This window comes from Pseudomonas sp. SORGH_AS_0211, from assembly GCF_031453455.1.
In the GTDB taxonomy this organism is placed as follows: Bacteria; Pseudomonadota; Gammaproteobacteria; order Pseudomonadales; family Pseudomonadaceae; genus Chryseomonas; species Chryseomonas aestiva.
The window spans coordinates 4,467,114-4,488,911 of record NZ_JAVIZV010000001.1; the positions used below are offsets into that span (position 1 = coordinate 4,467,114).

The following is a 21,798-nucleotide window of genomic DNA, read 5'->3' on the forward strand; positions in this document are numbered from 1 at the left end:
TTTTGTTCCTTCTTGTCCCCGCTGGTATCTGCATGCAATCCAAACCCAAGACAGATCTCGAGCAGGCGTTGATTGCCTGCAAGGGCAGCTTTCTAACGGTCGGCTTTTTCAGCCTCTTCATCAACCTGCTGCTGCTTGTCCCTTCCTTCTACATGCTGCAGGTCTACGACCGCGTTCTGAGCAGTAGCAGCATCACCACGCTGGTCATGCTCACCCTGATCATGCTGCTGCTGATGGCGACCTACGGCGCCCTGGAATGGATCCGTTCGCGCATTCTGGTGCGGGTTTCCACTCGCCTTGATCTGCTGCTCAACGAGCGTCTCTACGACGCCAGCTTCAAGCAGGCGCTCTACACCGGCGGCGCCCAGGCCTCGGCGCAACCGCTCAATGACCTGACGGGTCTTCGCCAATTTTTGACCGGGCAGGGGCTTTTCGCCTTCTTCGACGCCCCCTGGCTGCCGATCTACATCGCGGTGATGTACTTCTTCCATCCGCTGTTCGGCGCCCTCACCGTGCTCGGTGCGATCCTGTTGGTTCTCCTGGCCTATGCCAACGAGAAGCTGACCGGCAAGCGGCTGGCCGAGGCCAACCAGGAAAACGCCCGGGCGACCCAGTTCACCAGCAAGAACCTGCGTAACGCCGAGGTAGTGGCCTCGATGGGCATGATGCCCAGCCTGTTCAAGCAGTGGCGCAAGCGCAATACCCACGTACTGGGCCTGCAGGCGCGCGCCAGCGAACACGGCGGCGCCCTGAGCAACCTGTCCAAGACCCTGCGCATGGTGCTGCAATCGCTGATCCTGGGCCTGGGTGCCTGGCTGGTCATCGACCATCAGATCACCCCCGGTCTGATGACCGCCGGTTCCCTGCTGCTGGGCCGCGCCCTGGCACCTATCGATCTGATGATCGGCAGCTGGAAAGGCTTCATTTCCGCCCGCGGCCAGTACGCTCGCCTCAATGAGATGATGCGCAACGTGCAGGCCGAGCCGCCGCGCATGTCGCTGCCGGCGCCCAAGGGCAACATCTCGGTCGAGCAACTGATCCTGACGCCCCCTGGCGCGTTCCAGCCGATCCTCAAGGGCATCTCGTTCAACGTCACTGCGGGTGCCTCGGTCGGCATTCTCGGTGCCAGCGCAGCGGGTAAGTCGACCCTAGCGCGCGCGCTGCTGGGTATCTGGCCGGCGCAGAGCGGCAAGGTACGTCTGGACGGCGCCGACATCGCCCAGTGGAAACGCGAGGAACTCGGCCCGTACATTGGCTACCTGCCGCAGGACATCGAACTGTTCGACGGCAGCATCAGCGACAACATCGCCCGCTTTGGCCAGGTGGATGCCAAGGCCGTGGTCGAGGCCGCCGAACTAGCCGGGGTGCATGACATGATCCTGCGCCTGCCCCAGGGCTACGACACCATCATCGGCGCCAACAGCGGTGCCCTCTCCGGAGGTCAGCGCCAGCGCATCGGTCTCGCCCGCGCCGTCTACGGCAATCCGCGGCTAGTGGTGCTGGACGAACCCAACTCCAACCTCGACGAGGCGGGCGAGAAGGCCCTGGGCGCGGCGCTGCTGCGCCTCAAGCAGACCGGTGCGACGCTCTTTATCGTGACCCACCGTGTGAGCGTCCTGGCCTATGTCGACAACCTCATCGTGATGAACGATGGCCAGATCGTCATGTCCGGCCAGCGTGACCAGGTCCTGGCGCAACTGCAGGGCCGCCCCGCGGCAACGCCCGTGGCCGCCGCTGAAACAGAATCCCTGCCCAAGACCGATGGCAGCGCCGAGCAATCGGGAGGTATGGCCTGATGAACACCCAGTATCTCGCTGAAGCCGAGGCCGAGGGCCTGAAGATTTCCGACAAGCCGGTCCGTCGACTGGGCTACATCATCCTGATCGTCGTGTTCGGCCTGGGTGGTCTCTGGGCCGGCCTGGCCCCGCTCGACAGCGCCGTGCTCGCCCAGGGCTATCTGACCATCAAGAGCTCGCGCAAGACCGTGCAGCACCTGGAAGGCGGCATCGTCAAGGAGCTGATGGTCCACGACGGTGACCACGTCAAGGCCGGCGATACCCTGATGCGCCTGGACGATACCCAGGCCCGTGCCCAGCTCGAAGCGGCGCGCAGCCAGCTGATCGCCTCCCAGGCGCTGGAAGCGCGGCTGATCGCCGAACGTGACGACCTGAAGGATGTGACCTTCGGCACCAGCGACTTCCCCGAGGACGACAAGCGCGTCCAGGAAGCCCGCAACAGCGAACGGCAGATCTTCCTGGCCCAGCGCAATGCGCGCCTGGGTGAGGTCGACGTCCTCAAGAACAAGAGTGCCGAACTCGAGCAGCAGATCCGCGGCTTCTCGGCGATCATCCAGAGCAAGCAGGGCCTCTCGCAATCCTATGGCAGCGAGATCAAGGACCTGAGCGAGTTGCTCAAGCAGGGCTACGTCAACAACGAGCGCCTGCGCGACCAGGAGCGCAACCTGTCGCGCCTGCAGGCCGAGATCGCCGATCAGCAATCGGCCATCGCCCGCGCCAAGGTGCAGATGGGGGAAACCAAGCTGCAGATCCTGCAGACCACCCAGAAATTCAAGTCGGACGTGGCCAACAAGCTGGCCGAGACCCAATCGCGCATCTATGAGCTGCGCGAGCGGGTAGGGGCCTTGCAGGATCTCGTCAACCGTACGGTGATCAAGGCGCCGGTGGACGGCATGGTCATGGGCCTGGCGGTGCATACCATCGGTGGCGTCGTGGCGCCTGGTACCCACCTGCTGGACATCGTGCCGATCGGCGCCGACCTGCTGGTAGAGGTCGAGGTGCAGCCGAACGATATCGACCGTATCGAACTGGGCAAGCTGGCAGAGGTGCGCTTCAGTGCCTTCAAGAACGCCACCACCCCCATCCTGGAAGGCGAAGTCGTCTATATCTCCGCTGACCGCTTTACCAACGAGCGGACCGGTGCGCCTTACTATCTGGCGCGCGTGACCCTGACCGACAAGGGTCGGGCCGAGTTGGGTCGCCGTGAGCTGGTGCCGGGCATGCCGGCCGAAGTGCTGATCAGCACCGGCGCCCGTACCCTGCTCAATTACCTGCTCAAGCCGGCGCGCAATGCCATGGCGCGCTCGATGATCGAGGAGTAAGGCGATGTTCAAGCCCGCCCGACTGCTTCTCGCCCTGGGCCTGGCGTTGCCGCTGCTGGGTCAGGCGGCGCCTGTCGCCAGCCATGAGCCGGCGGCCTACCTGGATCTCTGGCAGCTGTACCAGAAGACCATGGAGTCCGATCCCCGCATCGGTGGCGCGGATGCTCAGGTCAAGGCCAGCCAGGGACAGCAGGACGGTGCCTTCGGCCAGATGCTGCCGCAGCTGAGCGGCGGCGCCTCCACCAGTCGCATCAAGCGTACCGAAGGCCCCCAGACGCTGTTCTACGACGGCCAGACCTACAACCTGAGTCTGACCCAGGCGATCTACAATCCGGCCGCCTGGCGTGGCTTCAAGAAGTACAGTGAGCTCACCAAGCAGTATCGCTCGCTGGCCGAAGACACCCGCATCCAGTCCGCGGCGGATGTGGTGCAACGCTACTTCGCCGCCCTGGCGGCCGAGGATGAACTGGAGCTGGCCACCGCCGAGCGCCAGGCGACCCAGCGCAACCTCGACAGCGTCTCGGCGCTGTTCGACCGGCAGCTGGCGACCATCACCGACAAGTTGCAGCTGTCCGCGCGGGTGGACAGCCTGAAGACCGCGGAAATCGAAGCCAAGAACCAGATCCAGGTGACACGCGAGGCGCTGGCCGAGCTGGTCGGGCGGGACATTTACCAGCCCTTCAAGCGCATCGATGACCGCACCCTCTTCACCGCGTTGCCGGGTACGGAAACCGACTGGGTGCAGTCGGCCATCAATCACAATCCGGCGTTGCAGGCCAAGCAGGAAGCCCTGAATTCCGCCGAGTACGCCGTCAGCGAGGCCAAGGCCGGCCATCTGCCCACCCTGAGTCTCCAATTCGGGGCGCAACGCAGTGACTTCGCCTACGAGAACGTCATCGCCGCGGACGTCGTCGATACCTACTCGGCCAGCCTCAATCTGCAGATTCCGATCTACAGCGGTGGCTCGGTGAGCGCCCGGACGCGGAGTCTGTACGGTTCCCAGGAATCGGCCGAAGAAGACTACGAAGCGGTGCGGCGCCAGGTGGTCAAGGAAACCAAGACCGCCTACCTGAAGAGCTTTGCCAGCCTGAGCAAGATCGAGTCGTCGCGCAATGCGCTGAACTCGGCGGTCAAGGCACGCGAGGCGAGCGAGAAGTCCTTCTCCTTCGGCGCGGCCACCGCGGTGGACGTGCTGAACGCGGTGCGCCAGGAGTACAGCGCCCGGCGCGACTACCTGCGCGCGCAATACGACTTCATCACCAACCAGCTGGTCCTGCTGCGCTGGAGCGGTGACTTCAAGGATGCCGACATCCAGCGCATCAATGCCTGGCTGACCGTGCCCAAGCCCGACGAGACGCGCAAGACCGGACTCAAGCCGGAAGACGCTGAGCGCGGCTGACGACTGGCGACCGGCGGAGGTCGACGCTCAGCCGTCGGCATCCGCTGTCTGCTCGACCGGCATGGACGCCGGACCCCTCCGCGCGTCGATCAGCCCTGCCTGCAACGTCTCGCTCCGACCCCTCCAGCCTCCTCTGCTCGCGGCGACCAAGCCTTGGCTTGCCTCAAGCCTTGCTTGCTTTCGTCGTCTCGTTTTCAGGCAAAGGACGCTTCCTCTGCCTCCATCATGGGCGAGCGACCAGGGCGGCTCACCGTTGAACGATTTAAGACACGTCGAGTTACAAATTTTTAGTATGGCTATATGGCTCTAGCCCGGGCTTCTTGACGAAAGGGCGCTTTGACAAAGACGGCCAACACCGCCGTTCGTAACCCTTCGGTGCCCGCTGATCGGCTTATCGCAATAAATGTGATGCATGTCACAATTTTCAGGTGATCTTAGCGTCCCGAGCGTTAATGACCATAACCGTAGCGAGGCTAATCAGGTGCAGGATCAGAAGGAATTCACCTTCAGGACTCGCTTGCTGAGCCTGGAGCCGGGCCTGTATATCGCCCGCTATGCCTCCCTGCACGATGCCGAGCGCCCCTGCCTGATCAGCCTGCAACCGACCCTGATCGGCAAGAGCACCGTCGATTTCTTTCCCGGCGAAAGCGTGGTGCGCAATACCCTGGCGCGGCTGGGGGACACCCTGATCATCCGCGTCAAGAACGGCTGCGGGACGCTGCTGATCACCGAGTATCAGTTGCAAGGGGCCGGCTGCCAGACCATCGACCTGCGGATCGATCGTATCGACACCTCCGAGGCGATCCTGCGCCCGGCGCCAGGGAAGGCCGTTGCCAGCCACGACGGGGGCCGGCCGACAGCCGTCGCACTCAGGCTGACCGGCCACTTCGCGCCAGGCACCCAGAGCGTCCACGCCTCGACCCTGGGCGACCCCAGGACCGCACAGCCCCTGGGAGGCTTCTGCATCGACTGGCCCGGGCGCCCCGAAGGGATCGATCTCGCCTATGGCTGCCAGATCGCCGGCGTGCAGCAGCCCGCGGTCACCACCGGCCAGTTCCTCGGCAGTCCGAGCGGGCAGCTGCCCATCACCGCGATCGCCATCGCCCTGGTCGGTCCGCGCCGGGCCGACTATCGGCTCGAGGCCTGGGCCGGTTTTGCCGGTCAGGCGCCGCAACCCCTTTTGCCCGGTGAGGAGTGCGTCGCCCCGGCGAATGCCTTCCTGACCGCGCTGCACGTATCGATCAACCCTGGCGTCGAGATGAACGCTTGCCGCTACCAGTCTCCCTGGGATGGTCATGACCCCCACCGTTCGATTTGCGCCTTTCGTGAAGAAGCGCTTCAGGAGACTTAACCATGCAATACGATCAGCCCGTCAGCGCTCAATCCGTCCAGAATTCCCTGACGTCCAGCTCGCTGAGCTCCAACACCCTGGCTGCCATTTCCTCGGTACTCGGCCTGAACAGCTCGACCAGTGCCAACGCCAATGTCGCCGTGACCAACTACGACGGCAGCACCGTCAATACCGTCCACAACAGCAACGGCGAAGCCGTCGCACCGCAGCTGGTCCTGCTCAACAACCTGGGCTCCAGCGGTAGCCAGGTGACCCTGAATATCCCGAACGCGCTGGCCAATGCCCACGCCTTCGTGTTCGATACCCAGGCCACCGTGACGGTGACCTTCGGCGCCTCGGCCCAGACCGCGCAATCCGCGCAGGTGATCAAGGACGCACCGGTCAATACCGCCGATTTCGGCCGGGTCATCGTCGGCGGTACCGGCGGCAACACGCTCACGGTCACCGACAACGTCAGCACCTACATCGATGGCGGGGCCGGCAACGACACCATCACCCTGGCAGGCGGCAATGACACCGTGGTGCTCCACGGCGGCGTCAACATCGTCAAGACCGGCGCTGGCAACGACGTGGTCTATGCCGGCAATGGTCAGGACACCATCGAGGGCGGTGCGGGCTTTGACGTCGTGGTGGTGAACGGCAAGCTGACCGACTACGGCGTCAAGGTCGGCAGCGACGGCACCGTCACCCTGAGCAGCACCTCCAGCACCGCACCTGGCGTGGTCATGGCGAAGGACGTCACCTTCTTCACCGACGCCGATGGCAAGAGCTCCCTGACGGTGACCGCCACCGAAACGCAGGCGAGCGCGGTCCGGATGTACGAGGCCCTGCTCGGCCGTAGTGCCGATCAGGCGGGTACGCACTACTGGCTGGACAACGTCGCGGCCAATGGCGGCAACGTGACGGCCATCGCCGGCGCCTTTCTGGGCTCCAGCGAGTACCAGAACAAGATGGGCGGCGCCTCCGACGCGACCTTCGTCCAGTCCCTCTACCAGAACATGCTCGGCCGCAGTGCCGATGCGGCTGGTCTGGCGTACTGGGAAAGCACCCTGGCCGATGGCGCCTCGCGGGCCTCGGTGGTGGTAAGCATCGTTGGCTCGGCAGAAGCCCAGCAGCACGACACCGGGGTACTGGTCATCGCTGGCCAGGTCTGACGCCTCATCCTCGATAGAGAACCTCCGGCGCCTGGCCGGAGGTTCTCGTCGTTACGGATCCTTGCACGGGAGTTTCGATCTTGAGCTCTGCATCGCTCATGGAGGACTATCAGGCACTCCGGGAAGCCGGTTGCCTGGAGACCGCCGCCGAGCGTCTCGCGCTGGCCCTGCGCATCACCGAGCAGCGTCCGGCGGCCCTGGTATCCGAAGGACTGGAGGCCCTGCAGCAAGGCCGGCTGGAAGACGCCTTCCTGGCATTGGCCGAGGCCGCTACCCGGCTCGGGCCACAGGGCGAGGTCTGGGCCCTGCTGGGCCATGTGCTGCTGGCGAAGGGTGAACACCAGACTGCCTTCGACCTGCTGTCGGCGCCGGCCAACCCCGCGCGCACGACCGCTGCGGTCCGTCTCCTGCGCCTGCGCGCCCTGATCGCCTTGCCAGGATTCAAGAATGAACAGCTGGCGGCCGAATTGCCCTATGTCGGCAGTGCCGCCGAATTGGGTCTGCTGCTCGCGCATCTGCCGCCGGGCTGCTGGGGACAGGTGGAATTCGATCCGCTGCGCCGGGAGATCCACGGCTGGGCGCTGGATACCCGCCGCCCTCGACAATCCCCCCGGTTGACCCTGACGCTGGAGGGGCAATCGCCGAGCCTTCTGGTAGCCAGGCAATCCTGTCCGCTGCTGGCGGAGGCGGGCAATGCCGGTGCCCATGGCGGCTTTCGTCTGCAGCTGACCGAGGATGTCGAAAGCCTGCGGCTGCAGTGGCCCGACGGCCAGGACCTGAGTGGCAGTCCCCTGGCCACCGGCGTCTTGAGGGAGCCGCCCCCCAAGATCCCGTCCGGGCAGGCGCCTGATCCCGTCGTCGATGTGCTGATACCGGTCTATGAGGGGCGGGCGGCTGCCCTGGCCTGTATCGAGAGTGTCCTGCGCAGCCGTGCGGCCAATCGCACGCCCATGCAGCTGGTCGTGCTCGATGATGCCAGCCGGGATGCGCATCTGATCCAGGCGCTGGAGGCCCTGGCCGCAGCGGGTGACATCGAGCTGCACCGGCGCCCGGTCAACCTGGGCTTCATCAGGAACATGAATCGCGGCATGACACTGCATGGCCTGCGCGACGTGGTCTGGCTCAACGCCGATACTCTGGTCGCCGGCGCCTGGCTGGACCTCTTGCGCGCGACGGTCCGGGAGCGCCCGGACGCCGCGACCGCCACGCCGTTCAGTAACAACGGCGAGCTGCTGAGCTTTCCGGCCCCCTGCGAGGGCCATCCGCTGCCGACACCGGACGAGCTGGAGGTCCTCAACGCCCAGGCGGCAGCGAGCGACGAGCCGGCGCCCGAGGTCGAGGTGGGCTGTGGCTTCTGCCTCTATATCAGACGCTCCGCGCTGGACGATGTCGGCCTGCTCGATGAACTCCATCTCCAGCGGGGCTATGGCGAAGAGACCGACTGGTGCCTGCGTGCCCGCGAGCGTGGCTGGCGGCATCTGGCGGCCCATCGGGTGTTTGTCGGTCACCAGGGTGGGGTTTCTTTCGGCCAGGAGAAACTGACACGTGTCGCCTTCAACAATGCGTTGCTGCGCGAGCGCTATCCCGCGGCTGATCGCGCCTTCGAGCGCTACCGCCGGCAGGATCCACTGCGGTCCTATCGAGATCGTCTGCAGCGCGCGCGCCTGGTCTTGCTCGGCCCCCGGATCGCGACGGCGGGCATCATTGCGCAGGTCGCGCCGGCCAGCCATTTCGCGCGACAGGCGTTGGCGAGCGGGGAGCCGCCGGCCTGCACCCTGGCCTATCGGCAGCACGACGGCCAGTTGCTCGCCGAGCTGCGCCTGCAGGGCTGCGGCCTGCCTCTGCAGCTGGACTATCGCTTGCCCGCCCAGGCCGCTCTGCTGCTGGAGGATCTGGGGCAGCTGGCTCCGGCCCGGTTGCGCTATCTGCAGGTCGCGGACTGCCCCGATGCGCTGCGGGCGCTGCCCTTGCAGTTGAACATTCCCTATGAGCTGCAGGGCAGCGATGACTTTGCCTCGCCCTTGCTGGAATCCGCCGCGCTGTTCCTGCAGCGGGCCCGGGCGCTGCTGACGCCCTATGCGACCCTGGCGGCTTCCCTGCACCTGCGCTGTCCGGCGGTGCCGGTCATCCAGCTGGCCGCGCCCAGGGCCGGGCCGGCCCCGCCGCGGACGGAGCTGGGCAATGTGCTGATCGGCGATCTGCTGCAGGCGCCGGGCCTGGCACAACGCTGGCTGGTGGTCTTGCGACGCTGTCGGCGGCGAGGCCTGAAGTGCCGGTTCCTGCTCGGCGATTCCTCACCCTGGACGACGGCGCTGCTGGCCCTTGGCAATGTCCGGATGCTTCCCGAGGTCCCCGGCATCGCGCCGCAGCGGCTGCCAGCGCTGGCGGGATGCACCCTCGTCCTCAGTCTGGAGCAGGCCCCGACCACCAGCTGGTGGGCGCCCGAGCGCGCCCGTACCGCCGGGCTGGTCTTGCACGCCCCGGCAGGCCGGGTGGCCAAGGAAGCGGGCGCACAGCCCCTCAGTGCACTGCCGCCAGACCTGGCGGCCGTGTTGAACGAAGTCTTTCCCCTCGGTTTTCTCCATGAATGATTCTGCTCGGTCCGGCGCCGCCAACATCGAAGGACGTATCGAAGGTTTGCACGGGGGCGTGCTTCAGGGCTGGGCCTGCGACCTCACCCAGCCGGATCTCAGGCTCGCGCTCGAGGTGCTCGTCGATGGGGCCAGCGTGGCCCTGGTGCGCGCCGACGAATATCAGAACGGTTCCTGCCTTGGCGATGGCTTTCACGGCTTTGCCCTGCAGCTGCGCGAAGCCTGGCTGGCCGACGCGCGCCAGATCGTCGTGCGCGTCGCCAACGGTGGCCCGCGCGTCGGCGATCCCCTGGAGCTGCCGCGCGAGGCGCCAGTCGAGGCGACCGTGCCCGGTAGCCAGGTCTGGTATGGCGGTGGGTTGGCGGTGACCGGCTGGTTGTGGTCCGCGGAGACGCCTGGGACGCACCTGGAGGTGCGGGCGCGGCTGGCCGATCGGATCCTGGCCCGCGGTCGCGCCGACCTCTGGCACCCCGCCCTCAGCTATCGTCCCGACGCCGATCACGGTTTCCGTCTGGAACTGCCCTGGATGCTGGCGGATGGCGAGCGTCACGAAATCCATATCGAAGACCCGCAGGGCCGGGCGCTGGCCGGCAGCCCCATCCTCGTCTGCTGCCGGGCCGAAGGCCTTGGCGCCCTGCTGGCCGCCGGCTGGCCGGAGCAGGCCGCGCCCGAGCTGCGTGAACTCGCCAGGCGCCTGGCCCAGGACTACGCTCAACGTTGTCCGCGCAGTGCCGGCTTTGGCCACTATCCCCAGTGGTTCGCCCTGCACCAGCGTCCGCCGGCCTTTCCCGAGCAGGTAGCGGACCGGCGGATCGCCGTGCTGCTGCATGGCGAGGCACCGGACTATGAACGCCAGGCCTGCCTGGACAGCCTGCAGGCACAGCGGCTGGCGCCAAGCGGTCAGCGGATCGCCACGGCCGATTTCGCCGAGTCGCTGCGGCAGCTGGTCGACGAGGGGGCGGACGGGGTCCTGCTGCTGCCCTTCAGCTCGCGCTTGCGGCCCCAGACGCTGGATCAGCTGGCGCTGGCCCTGGCGGGCGGCGAGGGCGAGCTGCCGGCGGCCTGGGCATTCGCCGACTGTGACCAGGACCAGCCGGACGGCAGTCGGGGCAATCCCTGGTTCAAGCCCAGCTGGGATTTCGATCTCTATCTGGGGGCGGATCTGTTTACCGAGACCGCCCTGTTCGGCCGCGCGGTCATCCTTGCGGCGCTGGAGGACCTGGAGCGCACGGCGGAGGCCCCGCGTGACCGCGAGGCGGTCGTGGCCGCGCTGATCTGGGCGACCCTGCGCGGCGAGCTGCCCGTGGCGCGGGTCGCGCAGGTGCTCAGCCATCGCAGCGCCCTCTGTCCGGCGACGCCCGCCGAGTGCGACGGCCAGAAACCCGAGCGCCTGGAACGCCTCAACGAACTGCTGGAGCGACTGCGTCCGGGTAGCTGCCTGAGTCGTCAGACACAGTTGCCGGGCGCGCTGCGCGCCCACTGGGCGTTGCCCGAGCAGCTGCCCAGGGTCAGTCTGATCGTGCCAACCCGCAACGCCTTCAGCCTGTTGCAGGCCTGCCTGGAAGGCTTGCTTGCGGCGACCGACTATCCCGCCCTCGAAGTCATCGTCATCGACAACGGCAGCGACGATCCGGCGACGCTGGACTATCTGCAGGCGCTGCAGGCCCGCGGGGTGAAGGTGCTGGCGCATCCCTATCCGTTCAACTACGCCACCCTCAACAACCGTGGGGTGGCGCTGGCGACCGGGGAATACGTGGGTTTCATCAACAACGACATCGAGGTGCTGCAGCCGGACTGGTTGCGCGAGATGGTCAGTCTGGCGGCCAGACCCGAAGTCGGCGCCGTGGGCGCCAAGCTGCTGTGGCGCAACGGCATGGTGCAGCACGGCGGCGTGGTGGTCGGCATCAACGGCCTGGCCGCCCATACCGGCAACCACTGGCTGCGCGAGGATCCCGGCTATCTGGGCCTCAATCAGCTGACCCGTCAGCAGAGCGCCTGTACCACGGCCTGTCTGCTGATGCGGCGCGATCTCTACCTCGGTCTCGAAGGCATGGATGCCCAGCGCTATCCGGTGGCCTTCAACGATGTCGACCTGTGCCTGCGCATCGATGCACTGGGCCTGAAGGTGCTCTGGACCCCCTTTGCCGAATTGCTCCACGCCGAGTCGGCCACGCGCGGCAAGGACAGCTCGGCCGACAAGGCCGCCCGCGCCCAGCGCGAGCAGCGCGCCCTGTACGAAACCTACTCGACGCAGCAACTGACGGATCGTTTCTACAGTCCCTCGCTGAACCAGGACTGGGCCCTGGGACCCTACGGCGGTCTCGACCTGGCGCCGCGCCGGACATGAGCAGCGACCTGACCGACTACTGGCAGGCGGGCCCGCAGGCCCTGCGCGGCGGTGACTACTATCGGGTGCCGGTCCCACGGCTGGCGGTCGCGGGCGTGGCCGCCTTCTATCGGCTGTTCCTGCTGATCTGGCAGGTGCGGCCACTCGATCTCCAGCCGCGTTTTCCGCTCGACGACGAAGCGGCCCGCCGGGCCTACCTGGGCTGGCTGATCACCTCGGGCAGTCGGGAGTACGCCGCGCTACGAGAGCTGGAGGTCTTCTGGGCCGAACTCTCCGGGCGCGCGTCCCTGCCGGCGACCCTCTGGTCGGATGGTCTGTCGCGCCTGATCCTGGCCCTGATCCAGCGGCGCGACGATCTGGGCATTGCCACCGACCTGGCGGACGAGCAGTCACAGCGGGCGGCCCTGGCCTGGTTCTTCTTTGGCGGTGGCTTTCGGGAGCTGGCGCCTGAGTGCCTGGAGATTCCCTTCTGGCAGAAGACCTTCCTGCTGGACGCGGCGGCGATCGAGGACACTCGCTTCGCCCGCCTGCTCCACGCCACGCGCAGCGATCTGCAGCAGGCCTTCGACCTGACCACCGCACCGGGCCGGACCGGCTACAAGCATTGGCTGAGCTCGAACGGCCGGCAGGAAACCGCGCTGGATGCGCTGCTGGGGGCCAATCTGCTGGCCTGGCCCGCGCGCAGGGGAGGCGAGCCCCCGCCGTTCGGGGTCAATCTGATCGGCTACGCCTATGGCGAGCTGGGCATCGGCGAGGACCTGCGCATGGCCGCGCGTGCCCTCGAGGCGGCGGGCATTCCCTTCGTCATCCTCAATGTGAACCCGGGGGTGGACGAGGGGGACCGGAGCGTGGCCGCCTGGGTCGCCGCGGCGCCGCGCTATCGCTACAACCTCTTCTGCCTGACCGCCCTCGAACACGCCCGGGTCTATCTGGAGCAGGGCAGCGGCCTCCTGGCCGGCCGCTACACCATCGGCTACTGGCCCTGGGAGCTGCAGCGCTGGCCGGCGGCCTGGGCGCATGGCTTCGCCCTGGTCGATGAGGTCTGGGCATCGAGCCGCTACATCGAGACGGCCCTGTCGGCCGCGGCGGCGGTGCCGATCTGCCTGATGCCCATGGCCGTGCAGGTGGCCCCCCCTGAGCCGCAAGCGCTGCTGCGCCGGCGTTTCGGCCTGGAGCCCGGGCGTTACTACTTCGTCTTTGCCTTCGATGGCGGCTCTTCATTCCGCCGCAAGAATCCCGCTGCCGTCATCAGCGCCTTCCAGCAGGCCTTCGCCCAGCACGACCGGTCGGTAGGCCTGGTGGTGAAATGCATGAGGGCGGACAAGGAGCCCGCCGCCTGGGGGGCGTTGCAAGCGCTCGCCGCGGGCGATGAGCGCATCGTGCTGATCGACCAGGTGCTCGCCAAGGATGACGTCCTGGCGCTCTACGCCGCTTGCGATTGCTTCGTCTCCCTGCACCGGGCCGAGGGCTTTGGCCGCGGCATCGCCGAAGCCCTGCTGCTGGGACTGGACGTGGTGGCCTCGGCGGCGGGCGGCAACCGCGATTTCTGCACGGGCGTCGCCGGAGTCGAGCTCGTGCCCTGCGCGGTGGTGCAGACCTGCGCCGCGGACTATCACGAAGGCGCGGGCAACTGCTGGGGCGAGCCTGTTATGCCGGATGCCGTGCAGGCGCTGAGAAACCGGGCGAACGCCCGGGCGGGCATTCGCGAGCGCGGCTCGACACTGAGCGGATTCGCATCGGACACGGTGGGCAGGCGTTATGCGGCGAGACTTTTGGAGCTGGATCAGCAGAGGCGGTAAGGCAACATGGAAACCACGTTCATCGGGTGCGTCGATACCAGCGCCACCAAGCGCATCGAGGGCTGGGCCTACGACAAGGGCGCCCCCCTGGAGCGGGTCAAGGTCGTGGCGATCCAGTCCGGCAAGATCATCGCGTCCGCGGTGGCGAACCGCTTCAGGTCCGATCTGAAGACCATCCTCGGCAGCGATGGCTGCCAGGGCTTCATCCTCGACCTGCCCAGTCTGAAATCCTTCGAGCCCATCCGCGTGGTGGTCAAGGACAGCCAGTACGAGCTGACCAACAGCCCGGTCATCGCCAACCTGGAAGATGCCCTGACCTGCATGCAGGACGCGGGACTCTACGAGCTGTCCGGCAGCGACATCCTGCCCGAGGAATTGCGCAAGGTGACCCTGATCCGCAACGCTTACACCCAGTTGCTGGGGCGCCTGCCCAATGCCGAGGAAGCCAGAGCCGCCATCGCCTTCCTGGTGGAGAAAGGCGTTTTCGAGTGGGTGCTAGGCATTCTCTACACCGAGGAGTTTCTCGCTCGCAAGCTGGATTTCGGCTGCCAGCCCCAGGCGCTGGTCAGCCTGGCGCTGGCCGCCGATGGCCTGACCACCAACTGGGAGCGCCTGCTGTTCTGCCTGACGCGCACGACCCACCTGGGCGACTCGCAGCAGCTGACGCTGCTGCTGCAGGACTGGACGACGGCGCCGGTCCTGGGGTGCTTCACCCTCGCGGCAGACAATGCCGTGATCGGCTGGGCCGTGGATATTCGCAATCCCTACCTGGCCGTGTCCCTGAGCCTGGAGTTCGGTGGCGAGATCCGCCATATGGAAACGGCCGGGGCACCCTACAGCCTGGTCTTCCAGATTCCCCAGCTGGCCGGCGCGAGTCCGTCGAACTTGCCGCAGATCGTGGCGAATGGCTGTGCCCTGCCGTTTCTCAAGACGACCATCACGCCCTACGAAGCACTGCTGAAGAAGGCGGCCATCTATCACACGCCGCTGTGGGATGCCCTGGTCCGCTCCAATGCGGCTGCCGTCCTCAAGCAGGATTCGATCCTGAGCCGGATGGACGACGGCAGCCATGCCTATATTTCCCGGTACATGGAGCACGTCCATTACGAGCGTTTCGGTCAGGCGGCGAATCTGCAATCGCTCAAGGGCCGCACCGAGCTGGTGAGCTGGTATGTCAACGAATTCCGCGAGCAGTGGCAGGCCGGCACGGTGTTTCCGGTTTCCGCCGGACTGATCGACTACCTCCAGGGCTGTGCCTTCAGCGACGAGGTGACCGAGCAGTTCGTCTCCAGGCTGCTGTTCCTGTTCTGGAAGAAGCATGAGGTGGACAAGGACAGCCTGTTCTCCCGGTCCAGATACCTGCACCTCCTGTATCGCCTGATCTCCTCACCCAATGCCGGGTCCGCGGCCTTTCTGCGACTGTGCGGTGAACGTCTGATCCGACCGCTGCAGGCGCGGCATCCGGATTCTTCCCGATTGCCCTTCGACATCAACTGGTACTGGCGGATCGCCCTGGACGAAGAGCTGCGCGATGCCGGGGTCCACGAGATCTCGGCCGCCCGCTATGTGGAATTCACCTTCAACAAGGTGTTTTTCTGCTGCGCCTCGGGCTTTCACGTCGATCTGCTGCCCGATGCCTGGCTCGACTACTGGCGGGGCGACGTCGGCGATGGCCTGGGGCGGGCCGAATCGGTCATGGCCAAGGCCTTGCTGGGCTACGAGCCCGGTACCGAGGTGGCCAAGCAGTGGCTGGCGGAGGTGCTGTACCGGCGCTATCCGCAATTGCAGATCCTGCAGCCAGGCGAGGGCACCCGCGAGCACGGTCGGCTGGCCGAACGGTTGCGCGCCTTGATCGAAGGCACCTGTCCCCTGGAAAACAAGGTCTTCGTCATCGGCCATACCTCCCAGACCGGTCTGGGAGCCAATCTGCGCATGACCGTCGAGGCGCTGAAGGGACTTGGCATCAGGCCGGCGATCGTCTCCGTCGACAAGGACGAACTCGAACTGGGTGGAGAGCAATGCCGCGAGGCTACCGAGGTCGAGCGCCCGGTGATCATCTTTCACGTCAACGCCGACCGCATTCCCTACGAGTGCTCGCGCCTGCCCGCGGATCTGCTGGAGAAGGCGCACAAGATCGGCTTCTTTCTCTGGGAGACCTCCAGCCCGCCGCTCAGCCACGGCCTGGGGCTCGAGCTGATGGATGAGATCTGGGTGCCTACGGCGTATCTGCAGGACATCTATGCCCGCGTCACCACCACGCCCATCGTCAATGTCGGCAAGGGGATTGGCGTACCCGCAGCCTTCGAGACGTTCGAGCGAAAAGCCATCGGCCTGGCCGAAGAGGACTTCGTCTTTCTCTCGATCGGTGACTTCCACAGCTCGATACCCAGAAAGAATCCGCTCTCCGTGGTGCAGGCCTTCAAGACCGCCTTCCCCTCCGAGGAGGGCGTGAAGCTGGTGCTCAAGATCAGGAACGTCGACTTCGAGCACTGGTGCAACAAGGGCGGCTACTGGGACCGGGTGCTGGAGGCCATCGGCGGCGACGAGCGCATCAGCATTCTCGACCATGACCTTTCCGCCAGCCATTACTGGGGTCTGCTGGACAGCTGCGATGCCTTCGTCTCGCTGCACAAGTCGGAGGGCTTCGGCTACGGCATCGCCCATGCCATGTTGCTGGGCAAGCCCACCGTCGTGTCCGACTATTCGGGACCCCGGGATTTCTGTACCGACGCCACCAGTTTCCTGGTCGCGGTCGAAGAGGTACCGGTCGAGGAAGGCGAAATGCCCACCCTGGTGGCGGGTGCCGTCTGGGGCAGTCCTTCCATCGCCGCGGCAGCGGCCCAGCTGCGCCGACTCCATGAGGATCGCCCGGAGGCCCAGCGGCGCGCGGCGAATGCCCAGGCCTTCATGCGCGCGAACTATTCGCTGGCCGCGCTCTCCCGGACCTACGGCGCTCGGCTGGGGCGCTAGCCAGGGACATTCCGGCGGAGAGGCGTGCGGTAGACCCCTCCGCCGGTCTAGCGAGGCTGGGGTCCGGGAATGACGGATACAAGGCCTCTACCCGCTCTTCACACACGAAGATCGGATAGAGGCTGACCGGATTGGGGAGAGGGCCTGGACGGGGCAGCCACGGCAGAGGTGGCTTGTCCAAGACCTTGAAGAAGATGGTGCCGGCACCAGGAGTCGAACCCGGGACCTACTGATTACAAGTCAGTTGCTCTACCAGCTGAGCTATACCGGCAAGGGGACGCCATTATAGCCATGGGAAAGCCCTTGTAAACCAAGGATGTGCGACGGTTAAGGCTGACGTAAGCCAGCTGCGGCTAAAATGACGCGAAGAGCTTGCGAGGAGCCGCTGATGAGAACCAAAATCCTGGCCTTCCTGGCCGCTGCCCTGGCCGGTTGCACCAGCCAGGCGAATCTTGAACGCAATCCGCCCATGGAGCTGCGCACGGGCAAGAGTGCCGAGGACTATCGCACCTGCCTGGTGACCGGCCTGGAGAAGGATGGTCGGCACGTGCTGGTCCAGCCGCAAGGCAGCAGTGGGCAGCGCGTGCTGGTGGACAGCAAGGTGCCGGGCGCCACGGCGGCGATCATCGACATCGGGTCGGCATCGCGCGGTACGCGCATCCAGCTGCGCGAGCAGATGGCCAACAATCCGCTGCGGCCGCGGACCATTCTGACGGCGGTGAAGGATTGCCTGTGAGGTGAGGGGCTGGGCGGCCCTCACCCCAGCCCTCTCCCCGAGGGAGAGGGGGAAGAGCGGGTTGCCGTGGTTGCTCAGGCTTGGCGAGGCAACCACCGTCGTCACCTGGAAAGGCAGATACAAGAAGGGCGCCCCAGGGCGCCCTTCTTGCGTTCGGCTGCCTGGGATCAGGCGGCCGGTTGGTCACGACGCTGCGGGACCGGCTCGGCGGCGCGCTGGCCGCTGACGTCGCGCATGGGAGTACCCCGTACCGGGGCGCCGTTGGCGACGTAGTAGGCGGCATTGCTGCGCGGCAGCGGGGCGCGACCACGGATTTTGTCGGCGATCTTCTCGGCGATCATGATGGTCGGGGCATTGAGGTTGCCCGTCGCGATGATCGGCATGATGGAGGCGTCCACCACGCGCAGGCCTTCCAGGCCGTGCACGCGACCGGCGCCGTCGACCACCGCCATGTCGTCGGTACCCATCTTGTTGGAGCAGGACGGGTGGTAGGCGGTCTCGGCGTGGGAGCGCACGAAGGCGTCCAGCTGGGCGTCGGTCACGCAGTCGCGGCCCGGGTTGATCTCTTCGCCACGATAGGGATCCAGCGCCGGTTGCTGCATGATCTCGCGGGTCAGGCGGATGCCGTCGCGGAATTCGCGCCAGTCCTGCTCGGTGCTCATGTAGTTGAACAGGATGCTCGGATGCTGGCGCGGATCGCGCGAGGTCAGTTCGATGCGGCCACGGCTGGGCGAGCGCATGGAGCCGACGTGGGCCTGGAAGCCATGGGCCTCGATGGCGTTGGTGCCGTTGTAATTGATGGCGATCGGCAGGAAGTGGTACTGGATGTTGGGCCAGTCGAACTCTTCGCTGGAGCGGATGAAGCCGCCCGCCTCGAAGTGGTTGCTGGCGCCCAGGCCGGTGCCCTTGAGCATCCATTCCAGGCCGATCTGCGGCTGGTTGTACCACTTCAGCGCCGGGTACAACGAGACCGGCTGCTTGCACTCGTACTGCAGGTACATCTCCAGGTGGTCCTGCAGATTCTGGCCGACGCCGGGCAGGTCATGGACCAGCGGGATGTCGAAGCGACGCAGCAGCGGCGCGGGGCCGACGCCGGAGCGCTGCAGGATCTGTGGCGAGGCGATGGCGCCGGCGCAGAGCAGCACCTCGCGGCGGGCGCGCACGGTGATGGCTTCCAGCGAATCGCCCTTCATGTAGGCCACGCCATTGGCGCGCTTGCCCTCGAAGAGGATGCGATCGGTGGTGGCGTGGGTGACGATGGTCAGATTCGGGCGACCCTTGGCCTGATCCAGGTAACCGCGGGCGGTGCTGGAGCGCCGGCCGTTCGGGGTGACGAAGCGGTCCATCGGGCCGAAGCCTTCCTGCTGGTAGCCGTTGAGGTCCTCGGTGCGCGGATAACCCGCCTGGACACCGGCTTCGACCATGGCTTCGAACAGGGGGTTGGTGTTCGGCTTGGCGGTGGTCACCGAGACCGGGCCGTCGCCGCCGTGCCAGTCGTTGCCACCGGCATCGCGCTTCTCGGCCTTGCGGAAGTAGGGCAGGCAGTCGAGGTAGCTCCAGTCGTCCAGGCCATCGAGTTGCGCCCAGTTGTCATAGTCCAGGGCGTTGCCGCGGATGTAGCACATGCCGTTGATCAGCGAGGAGCCGCCCAGGCCCTTGCCGCGACCGCATTCCATCCGGCGGTTGTCCATGTGCGGCTCGGGCTCGGTCTGGTACGCCCAGTTGTACTGCTTGCCCTGCAGCGGATAGGCGAGAGCGGCCGGCATCTGGGTGCGGAAGTCCAGGCGGTAGTCGGGACCGCCCGCTTCCAGCAGCAGGACGGTCACGTCCTTGTCTTCGGTCAGCCGGGTGGCCAGGACGTTGCCGGCCGAGCCGGCGCCTATGACTATGTAATCGAATTCGTGTGCCATGAAAAAGTCTCCTCCTGACGGCGGGTGGGGTCGGGCCCCAGCCCCGGACCCTCTCCAGCGGAGAGGGGAGAAAAGCGCTACGGAAGCGGCTTAGAAGATCGAGGCGTAATCGCCCAGCTCGACCTGCACCGACTTGATACGGGTGTAGTGGCCGAGGGTGGTGAGGCCGTTCTCGCGCCCGACGCCGGAGTGCTTGTAGCCACCCACCGGCATTTCGGCGGGGGATTCGCCCCAGGTGTTGATCCAGCAGATGCCGGCTTCCAGGCGATGGATCATGCGGTGCGCGCGGGCCAGGTCGCGGGTGACCACGCCAGCAGCCAGACCGTATTCGGTGTCGTTGGCGCGGCGCACCACCTCGTCTTCGTCGGCATAGGCCAGGATGCTCATGACCGGGCCGAAGATCTCTTCGCGGGCGATGGCCATGTCGTCGCGGCAATCGGTGAAGACGGTCGGGGCGACGAAGTTGCCCTTGGCCAGTTCGCCCTGGGTGACGCGCTCGCCACCGGTGAGCAGACGGGCGCCTTCGGCCTGGCCCTGGGCGATGTAGCCCAGCACCTTTTCCATGTGCGGAGTGCTGACCAGCGGACCGAAGTTGGTCTCGGCGGCCAGGGGATCGCCCAGCTTGATGCGCTTGACCCGCTCCACCACCTTGGCTTCGAAATCGGCCTTGAGCGCCTGGGGTACGAAGACGCGGGTGCCGTTGGTGCAGACCTGGCCGGAGCTGAAGAAGTTGGCCATGACGGCGATGTCGGCGGCGCGCTCCAGGTCGGCGTCGTCACAGACGATCAGCGGCGACTTGCCGCCCAGCTCCATGGTGACTTCCTTGAGGGTCGAGCCGGCGGCGCTGGCCATGACCTTCTTGCCGGTGGCGACGCCGCCGGTAAAGGAGATCTTCTCGATGCCGGGATGCTCGGTCAGGGCCACGCCGACCTCCGGGCCGACGCCATTGACCACGTTGAACACGCCATCGGGCAGGCCGGCCTCGGTGTAGATCTCGGCCAGCTTCAGCGCGGTCAGCGGGGTCACTTCGCTGGGCTTGAAGATCATGGCGTTGCCGGCGGCCAGGGCCGGGGCGGACTTCCACAGGGCGATCTGGATCGGGTAGTTCCAGGCGCCGATGCCGGCGACCACGCCCAGCGGCTCGCGGCGGGTATAGACGAAGGAGGTCTCGCGCAGCGGGATCTGCTCGCCTTCCAGGGCCGGAACGAGGCCGGCGTAGTACTCGAGCACGTCGGCGCCGGTGACGATGTCCACGGCCTGGGTCTCGGACAGGGCCTTGCCGGTGTCCAGGGTTTCCAGCAGGGCCAGTTCGTCGTTGCGTGCGCGGAGGATGTCCACGGCCTTGCGCAGGATGCGCGAGCGCTGCATGGCGGTCATCGCGGCCCAGACCTTCTGTCCGGCGGCGGCGGCGGCCACCGCCTTGTCCACGTCGGCGCGGCTGGCGCTCTGCACCACGGCAAGCACCTCGCCGGTGGCGGGATTCAGGGTTTCGAAGGTGGCGCCACCGGTGGCGGCGACATAACGGCCACCGATATACAGCTGCTGTTCGGCGAAACGGGCCATGGACAGTCTCCCAAGCTGGGCGGGCGCCGTGGCACCCGCAAGGAACACAGGGGGCGCGAAAGAAAGGTCTCTCTGCGCCAGCGATGAAGCCAGTCTACTTAATTTTTATTGAACGTTCAATCAATGAAAAATGCGGGGACGCGCCGAGACGGGTCGATGGGCGGCCCAGAGCGGTTCGATCAGAGGAGGGACGGATAGGGAAAAGCGGGAGGGGAGCCCCGGCGGAGCGGACCGGCCGGGGTTGAAGCGGTCAGGGAGAGATCAGGCCTTGGCCAGTTGCAGGTCCAGGTAGTCGTAGGCGATCTGCAGCGCCTGCCGGGTGTTGAAGGTGTCGCCGGAGAGGGCGCCGCGCAGCCAGAGGCCATCGATGATGGCGGCCAGGCCGCGAGCCGAGGCGCGCGCCTGCTCATGGGGCAGGAGGCGGCGGAATTGCCAGCAGAGATTGGAGTAGAGGCGCAGGTCGTTGATGCGTTGCAGGCGGCGCAGATTGGGCTGATGCATGCTGGTGGCCCAGAAGGCCAGCCAGGTCTTCATGGCCGGACCGCTGACCTGGGTATCGTCGAAGTTGCCCTGGATGATGGCGCGCAGGTTGGCGGCGGGGTCGTCACCCGGCAGGGCGGCGCGGCGTTCGCGCACGGCCTGGCGCAGGGCATTCATCAGATGCCGCATGGTGGCTTCGAGCAGGCCGTTCTTGTCCTGAAAGTAGTGGCTGATGATGCCGTTGGAGACGCCGGCCTTGCGGGCGATGAAGGCGATACTGGCGTCGCCCATGCCGACTTCGTCGACGGCTTCGAGGGTCGCGGCAATGAGCTGCGAACGGCGGATGGGCTGCATCCCGACCTTGGGCACGAGGCATCTCC

General features: G+C 66.4%; 13 protein-coding genes and 1 tRNA gene. 10 read left to right on the forward strand and 4 right to left on the reverse strand.

Translation table 11 applies throughout. From position 1 onward, the window contains the following. Positions 1–32: 32 nt before the first annotated feature. The 9 genes from QE393_RS20690 to QE393_RS20730 all read left to right on the forward strand — a co-directional run bounded on the left by QE393_RS20690 (position 33) and on the right by QE393_RS20730 (position 16,729). Entirely contained in the window at positions 33–1,796 is a 1,764-nt protein-coding gene (locus QE393_RS20690; protein ID WP_310045390.1) for a type I secretion system permease/ATPase, read from the forward strand. After that, positions 1,796–3,118 (forward strand): HlyD family type I secretion periplasmic adaptor subunit, encoded by a 1,323-nt coding sequence (locus QE393_RS20695; protein ID WP_310045392.1) that lies wholly within the window; start codon positions 1,796–1,798, stop codon positions 3,116–3,118. Before QE393_RS20690 ends, QE393_RS20695 begins: the two co-directional genes overlap by 1 nt. A 4-nt stretch (positions 3,119–3,122) precedes the next feature. Further along, positions 3,123–4,517 (forward strand): TolC family outer membrane protein, encoded by a 1,395-nt coding sequence (locus QE393_RS20700; protein ID WP_310045393.1) that lies wholly within the window; start codon positions 3,123–3,125, stop codon positions 4,515–4,517. A gap of 481 nt (positions 4,518–4,998) precedes the next feature. Next, the gene (locus tag QE393_RS20705) at positions 4,999–5,868 is read left to right on the forward strand and encodes a cell wall-binding repeat 2 family protein (protein ID WP_310045394.1); all 870 of its coding nucleotides are present in this window, start codon (positions 4,999–5,001) and stop codon (positions 5,866–5,868) included. 2 nt (positions 5,869–5,870) lie between these two features. After that, positions 5,871–7,022 (forward strand): DUF4214 domain-containing protein, encoded by a 1,152-nt coding sequence (locus tag QE393_RS20710; RefSeq protein WP_310045396.1) that lies wholly within the window; start codon positions 5,871–5,873, stop codon positions 7,020–7,022. Between the two features lie 80 nt (positions 7,023–7,102). Further along, on the forward strand, positions 7,103–9,613 hold the full coding sequence (locus tag QE393_RS20715; protein WP_310045397.1) for a glycosyltransferase: 2,511 nt from the start codon (positions 7,103–7,105) through the stop codon (positions 9,611–9,613). After that, a complete protein-coding gene (locus QE393_RS20720; RefSeq protein ID WP_310045399.1) occupies positions 9,606–11,960 on the forward strand; it encodes a glycosyltransferase in 2,355 nt (784 codons plus the stop codon). The genes QE393_RS20715 and QE393_RS20720 overlap by 8 nt, the downstream gene beginning before the upstream one ends. Then, positions 11,957–13,759, forward strand: a complete 1,803-nt coding sequence (locus QE393_RS20725) for a glycosyltransferase (RefSeq protein WP_310045400.1) — start codon at positions 11,957–11,959, stop codon at positions 13,757–13,759. The genes QE393_RS20720 and QE393_RS20725 overlap by 4 nt, the downstream gene beginning before the upstream one ends. A gap of 6 nt (positions 13,760–13,765) precedes the next feature. Next, the gene (locus QE393_RS20730; RefSeq protein WP_310045401.1) at positions 13,766–16,729 is read left to right on the forward strand and encodes a glycosyltransferase; all 2,964 of its coding nucleotides are present in this window, start codon (positions 13,766–13,768) and stop codon (positions 16,727–16,729) included. A gap of 195 nt (positions 16,730–16,924) precedes the next feature. On the opposite strand, the gene QE393_RS20735 is transcribed toward QE393_RS20730, so the two are convergent. Continuing rightward, positions 16,925–17,000 (reverse strand) — tRNA-Thr (locus QE393_RS20735). 117 nt (positions 17,001–17,117) lie between these two features. On the opposite strand from QE393_RS20735, the gene QE393_RS20740 reads away from it, so the two are divergent. Further along, the gene (locus tag QE393_RS20740) at positions 17,118–17,465 is read left to right on the forward strand and encodes a hypothetical protein (RefSeq protein WP_310045403.1); all 348 of its coding nucleotides are present in this window, start codon (positions 17,118–17,120) and stop codon (positions 17,463–17,465) included. Positions 17,466–17,632: 167 nt separating this feature from the next. Here QE393_RS20740 and betA read toward each other — a convergent pair whose 3' ends face one another. The 3 genes from betA to betI all read right to left on the reverse strand — a co-directional run bounded on the left by betA (position 17,633) and on the right by betI (position 21,787). Further along, complete coding sequence (gene betA, locus QE393_RS20745; RefSeq protein WP_310045405.1) at positions 17,633–19,375, reverse strand: choline dehydrogenase; 1,743 nt, start codon at positions 19,373–19,375, stop codon at positions 17,633–17,635. A 90-nt stretch (positions 19,376–19,465) separates the two neighbouring features. Continuing rightward, positions 19,466–20,938 carry a betaine-aldehyde dehydrogenase gene (gene betB / locus QE393_RS20750; protein ID WP_310045406.1) on the reverse strand — a complete coding sequence of 491 codons (1,473 nt, stop codon included), beginning with the start codon at positions 20,936–20,938 and terminating at the stop codon, positions 19,466–19,468. A 261-nt stretch (positions 20,939–21,199) separates the two neighbouring features. Next, the gene (gene betI, locus QE393_RS20755; RefSeq protein ID WP_310045408.1) at positions 21,200–21,787 is read right to left on the reverse strand and encodes a transcriptional regulator BetI; all 588 of its coding nucleotides are present in this window, start codon (positions 21,785–21,787) and stop codon (positions 21,200–21,202) included. Positions 21,788–21,798 lie beyond the last annotated feature (11 nt).

What these genes read in the sequence shown, in the direction of transcription:
- QE393_RS20690 (WP_310045390.1), top strand. Translation starts at nt 33, where the DNA reads ATGCAATCCAAACCCAAGACAGATCTCGAGCAGGCGTTGATTGCCTGC.
- betB (WP_310045406.1), bottom strand. Translation starts at nt 20,938, where the DNA reads ATGGCCCGTTTCGCCGAACAGCAGCTGTATATCGGTGGCCGTTATGTC.
- QE393_RS20740 (WP_310045403.1), top strand. Translation starts at nt 17,118, where the DNA reads ATGAGAACCAAAATCCTGGCCTTCCTGGCCGCTGCCCTGGCCGGTTGC.
- QE393_RS20725 (WP_310045400.1), top strand. Translation starts at nt 11,957, where the DNA reads ATGAGCAGCGACCTGACCGACTACTGGCAGGCGGGCCCGCAGGCCCTG.
- QE393_RS20720 (WP_310045399.1), top strand. Translation starts at nt 9,606, where the DNA reads ATGAATGATTCTGCTCGGTCCGGCGCCGCCAACATCGAAGGACGTATC.
- QE393_RS20710 (WP_310045396.1), top strand. Translation starts at nt 5,871, where the DNA reads ATGCAATACGATCAGCCCGTCAGCGCTCAATCCGTCCAGAATTCCCTG.
- betA (WP_310045405.1), bottom strand. Translation starts at nt 19,375, where the DNA reads ATGGCACACGAATTCGATTACATAGTCATAGGCGCCGGCTCGGCCGGC.
- QE393_RS20695 (WP_310045392.1), top strand. Translation starts at nt 1,796, where the DNA reads ATGAACACCCAGTATCTCGCTGAAGCCGAGGCCGAGGGCCTGAAGATT.
- QE393_RS20700 (WP_310045393.1), top strand. Translation starts at nt 3,123, where the DNA reads ATGTTCAAGCCCGCCCGACTGCTTCTCGCCCTGGGCCTGGCGTTGCCG.
- QE393_RS20730 (WP_310045401.1), top strand. Translation starts at nt 13,766, where the DNA reads ATGGAAACCACGTTCATCGGGTGCGTCGATACCAGCGCCACCAAGCGC.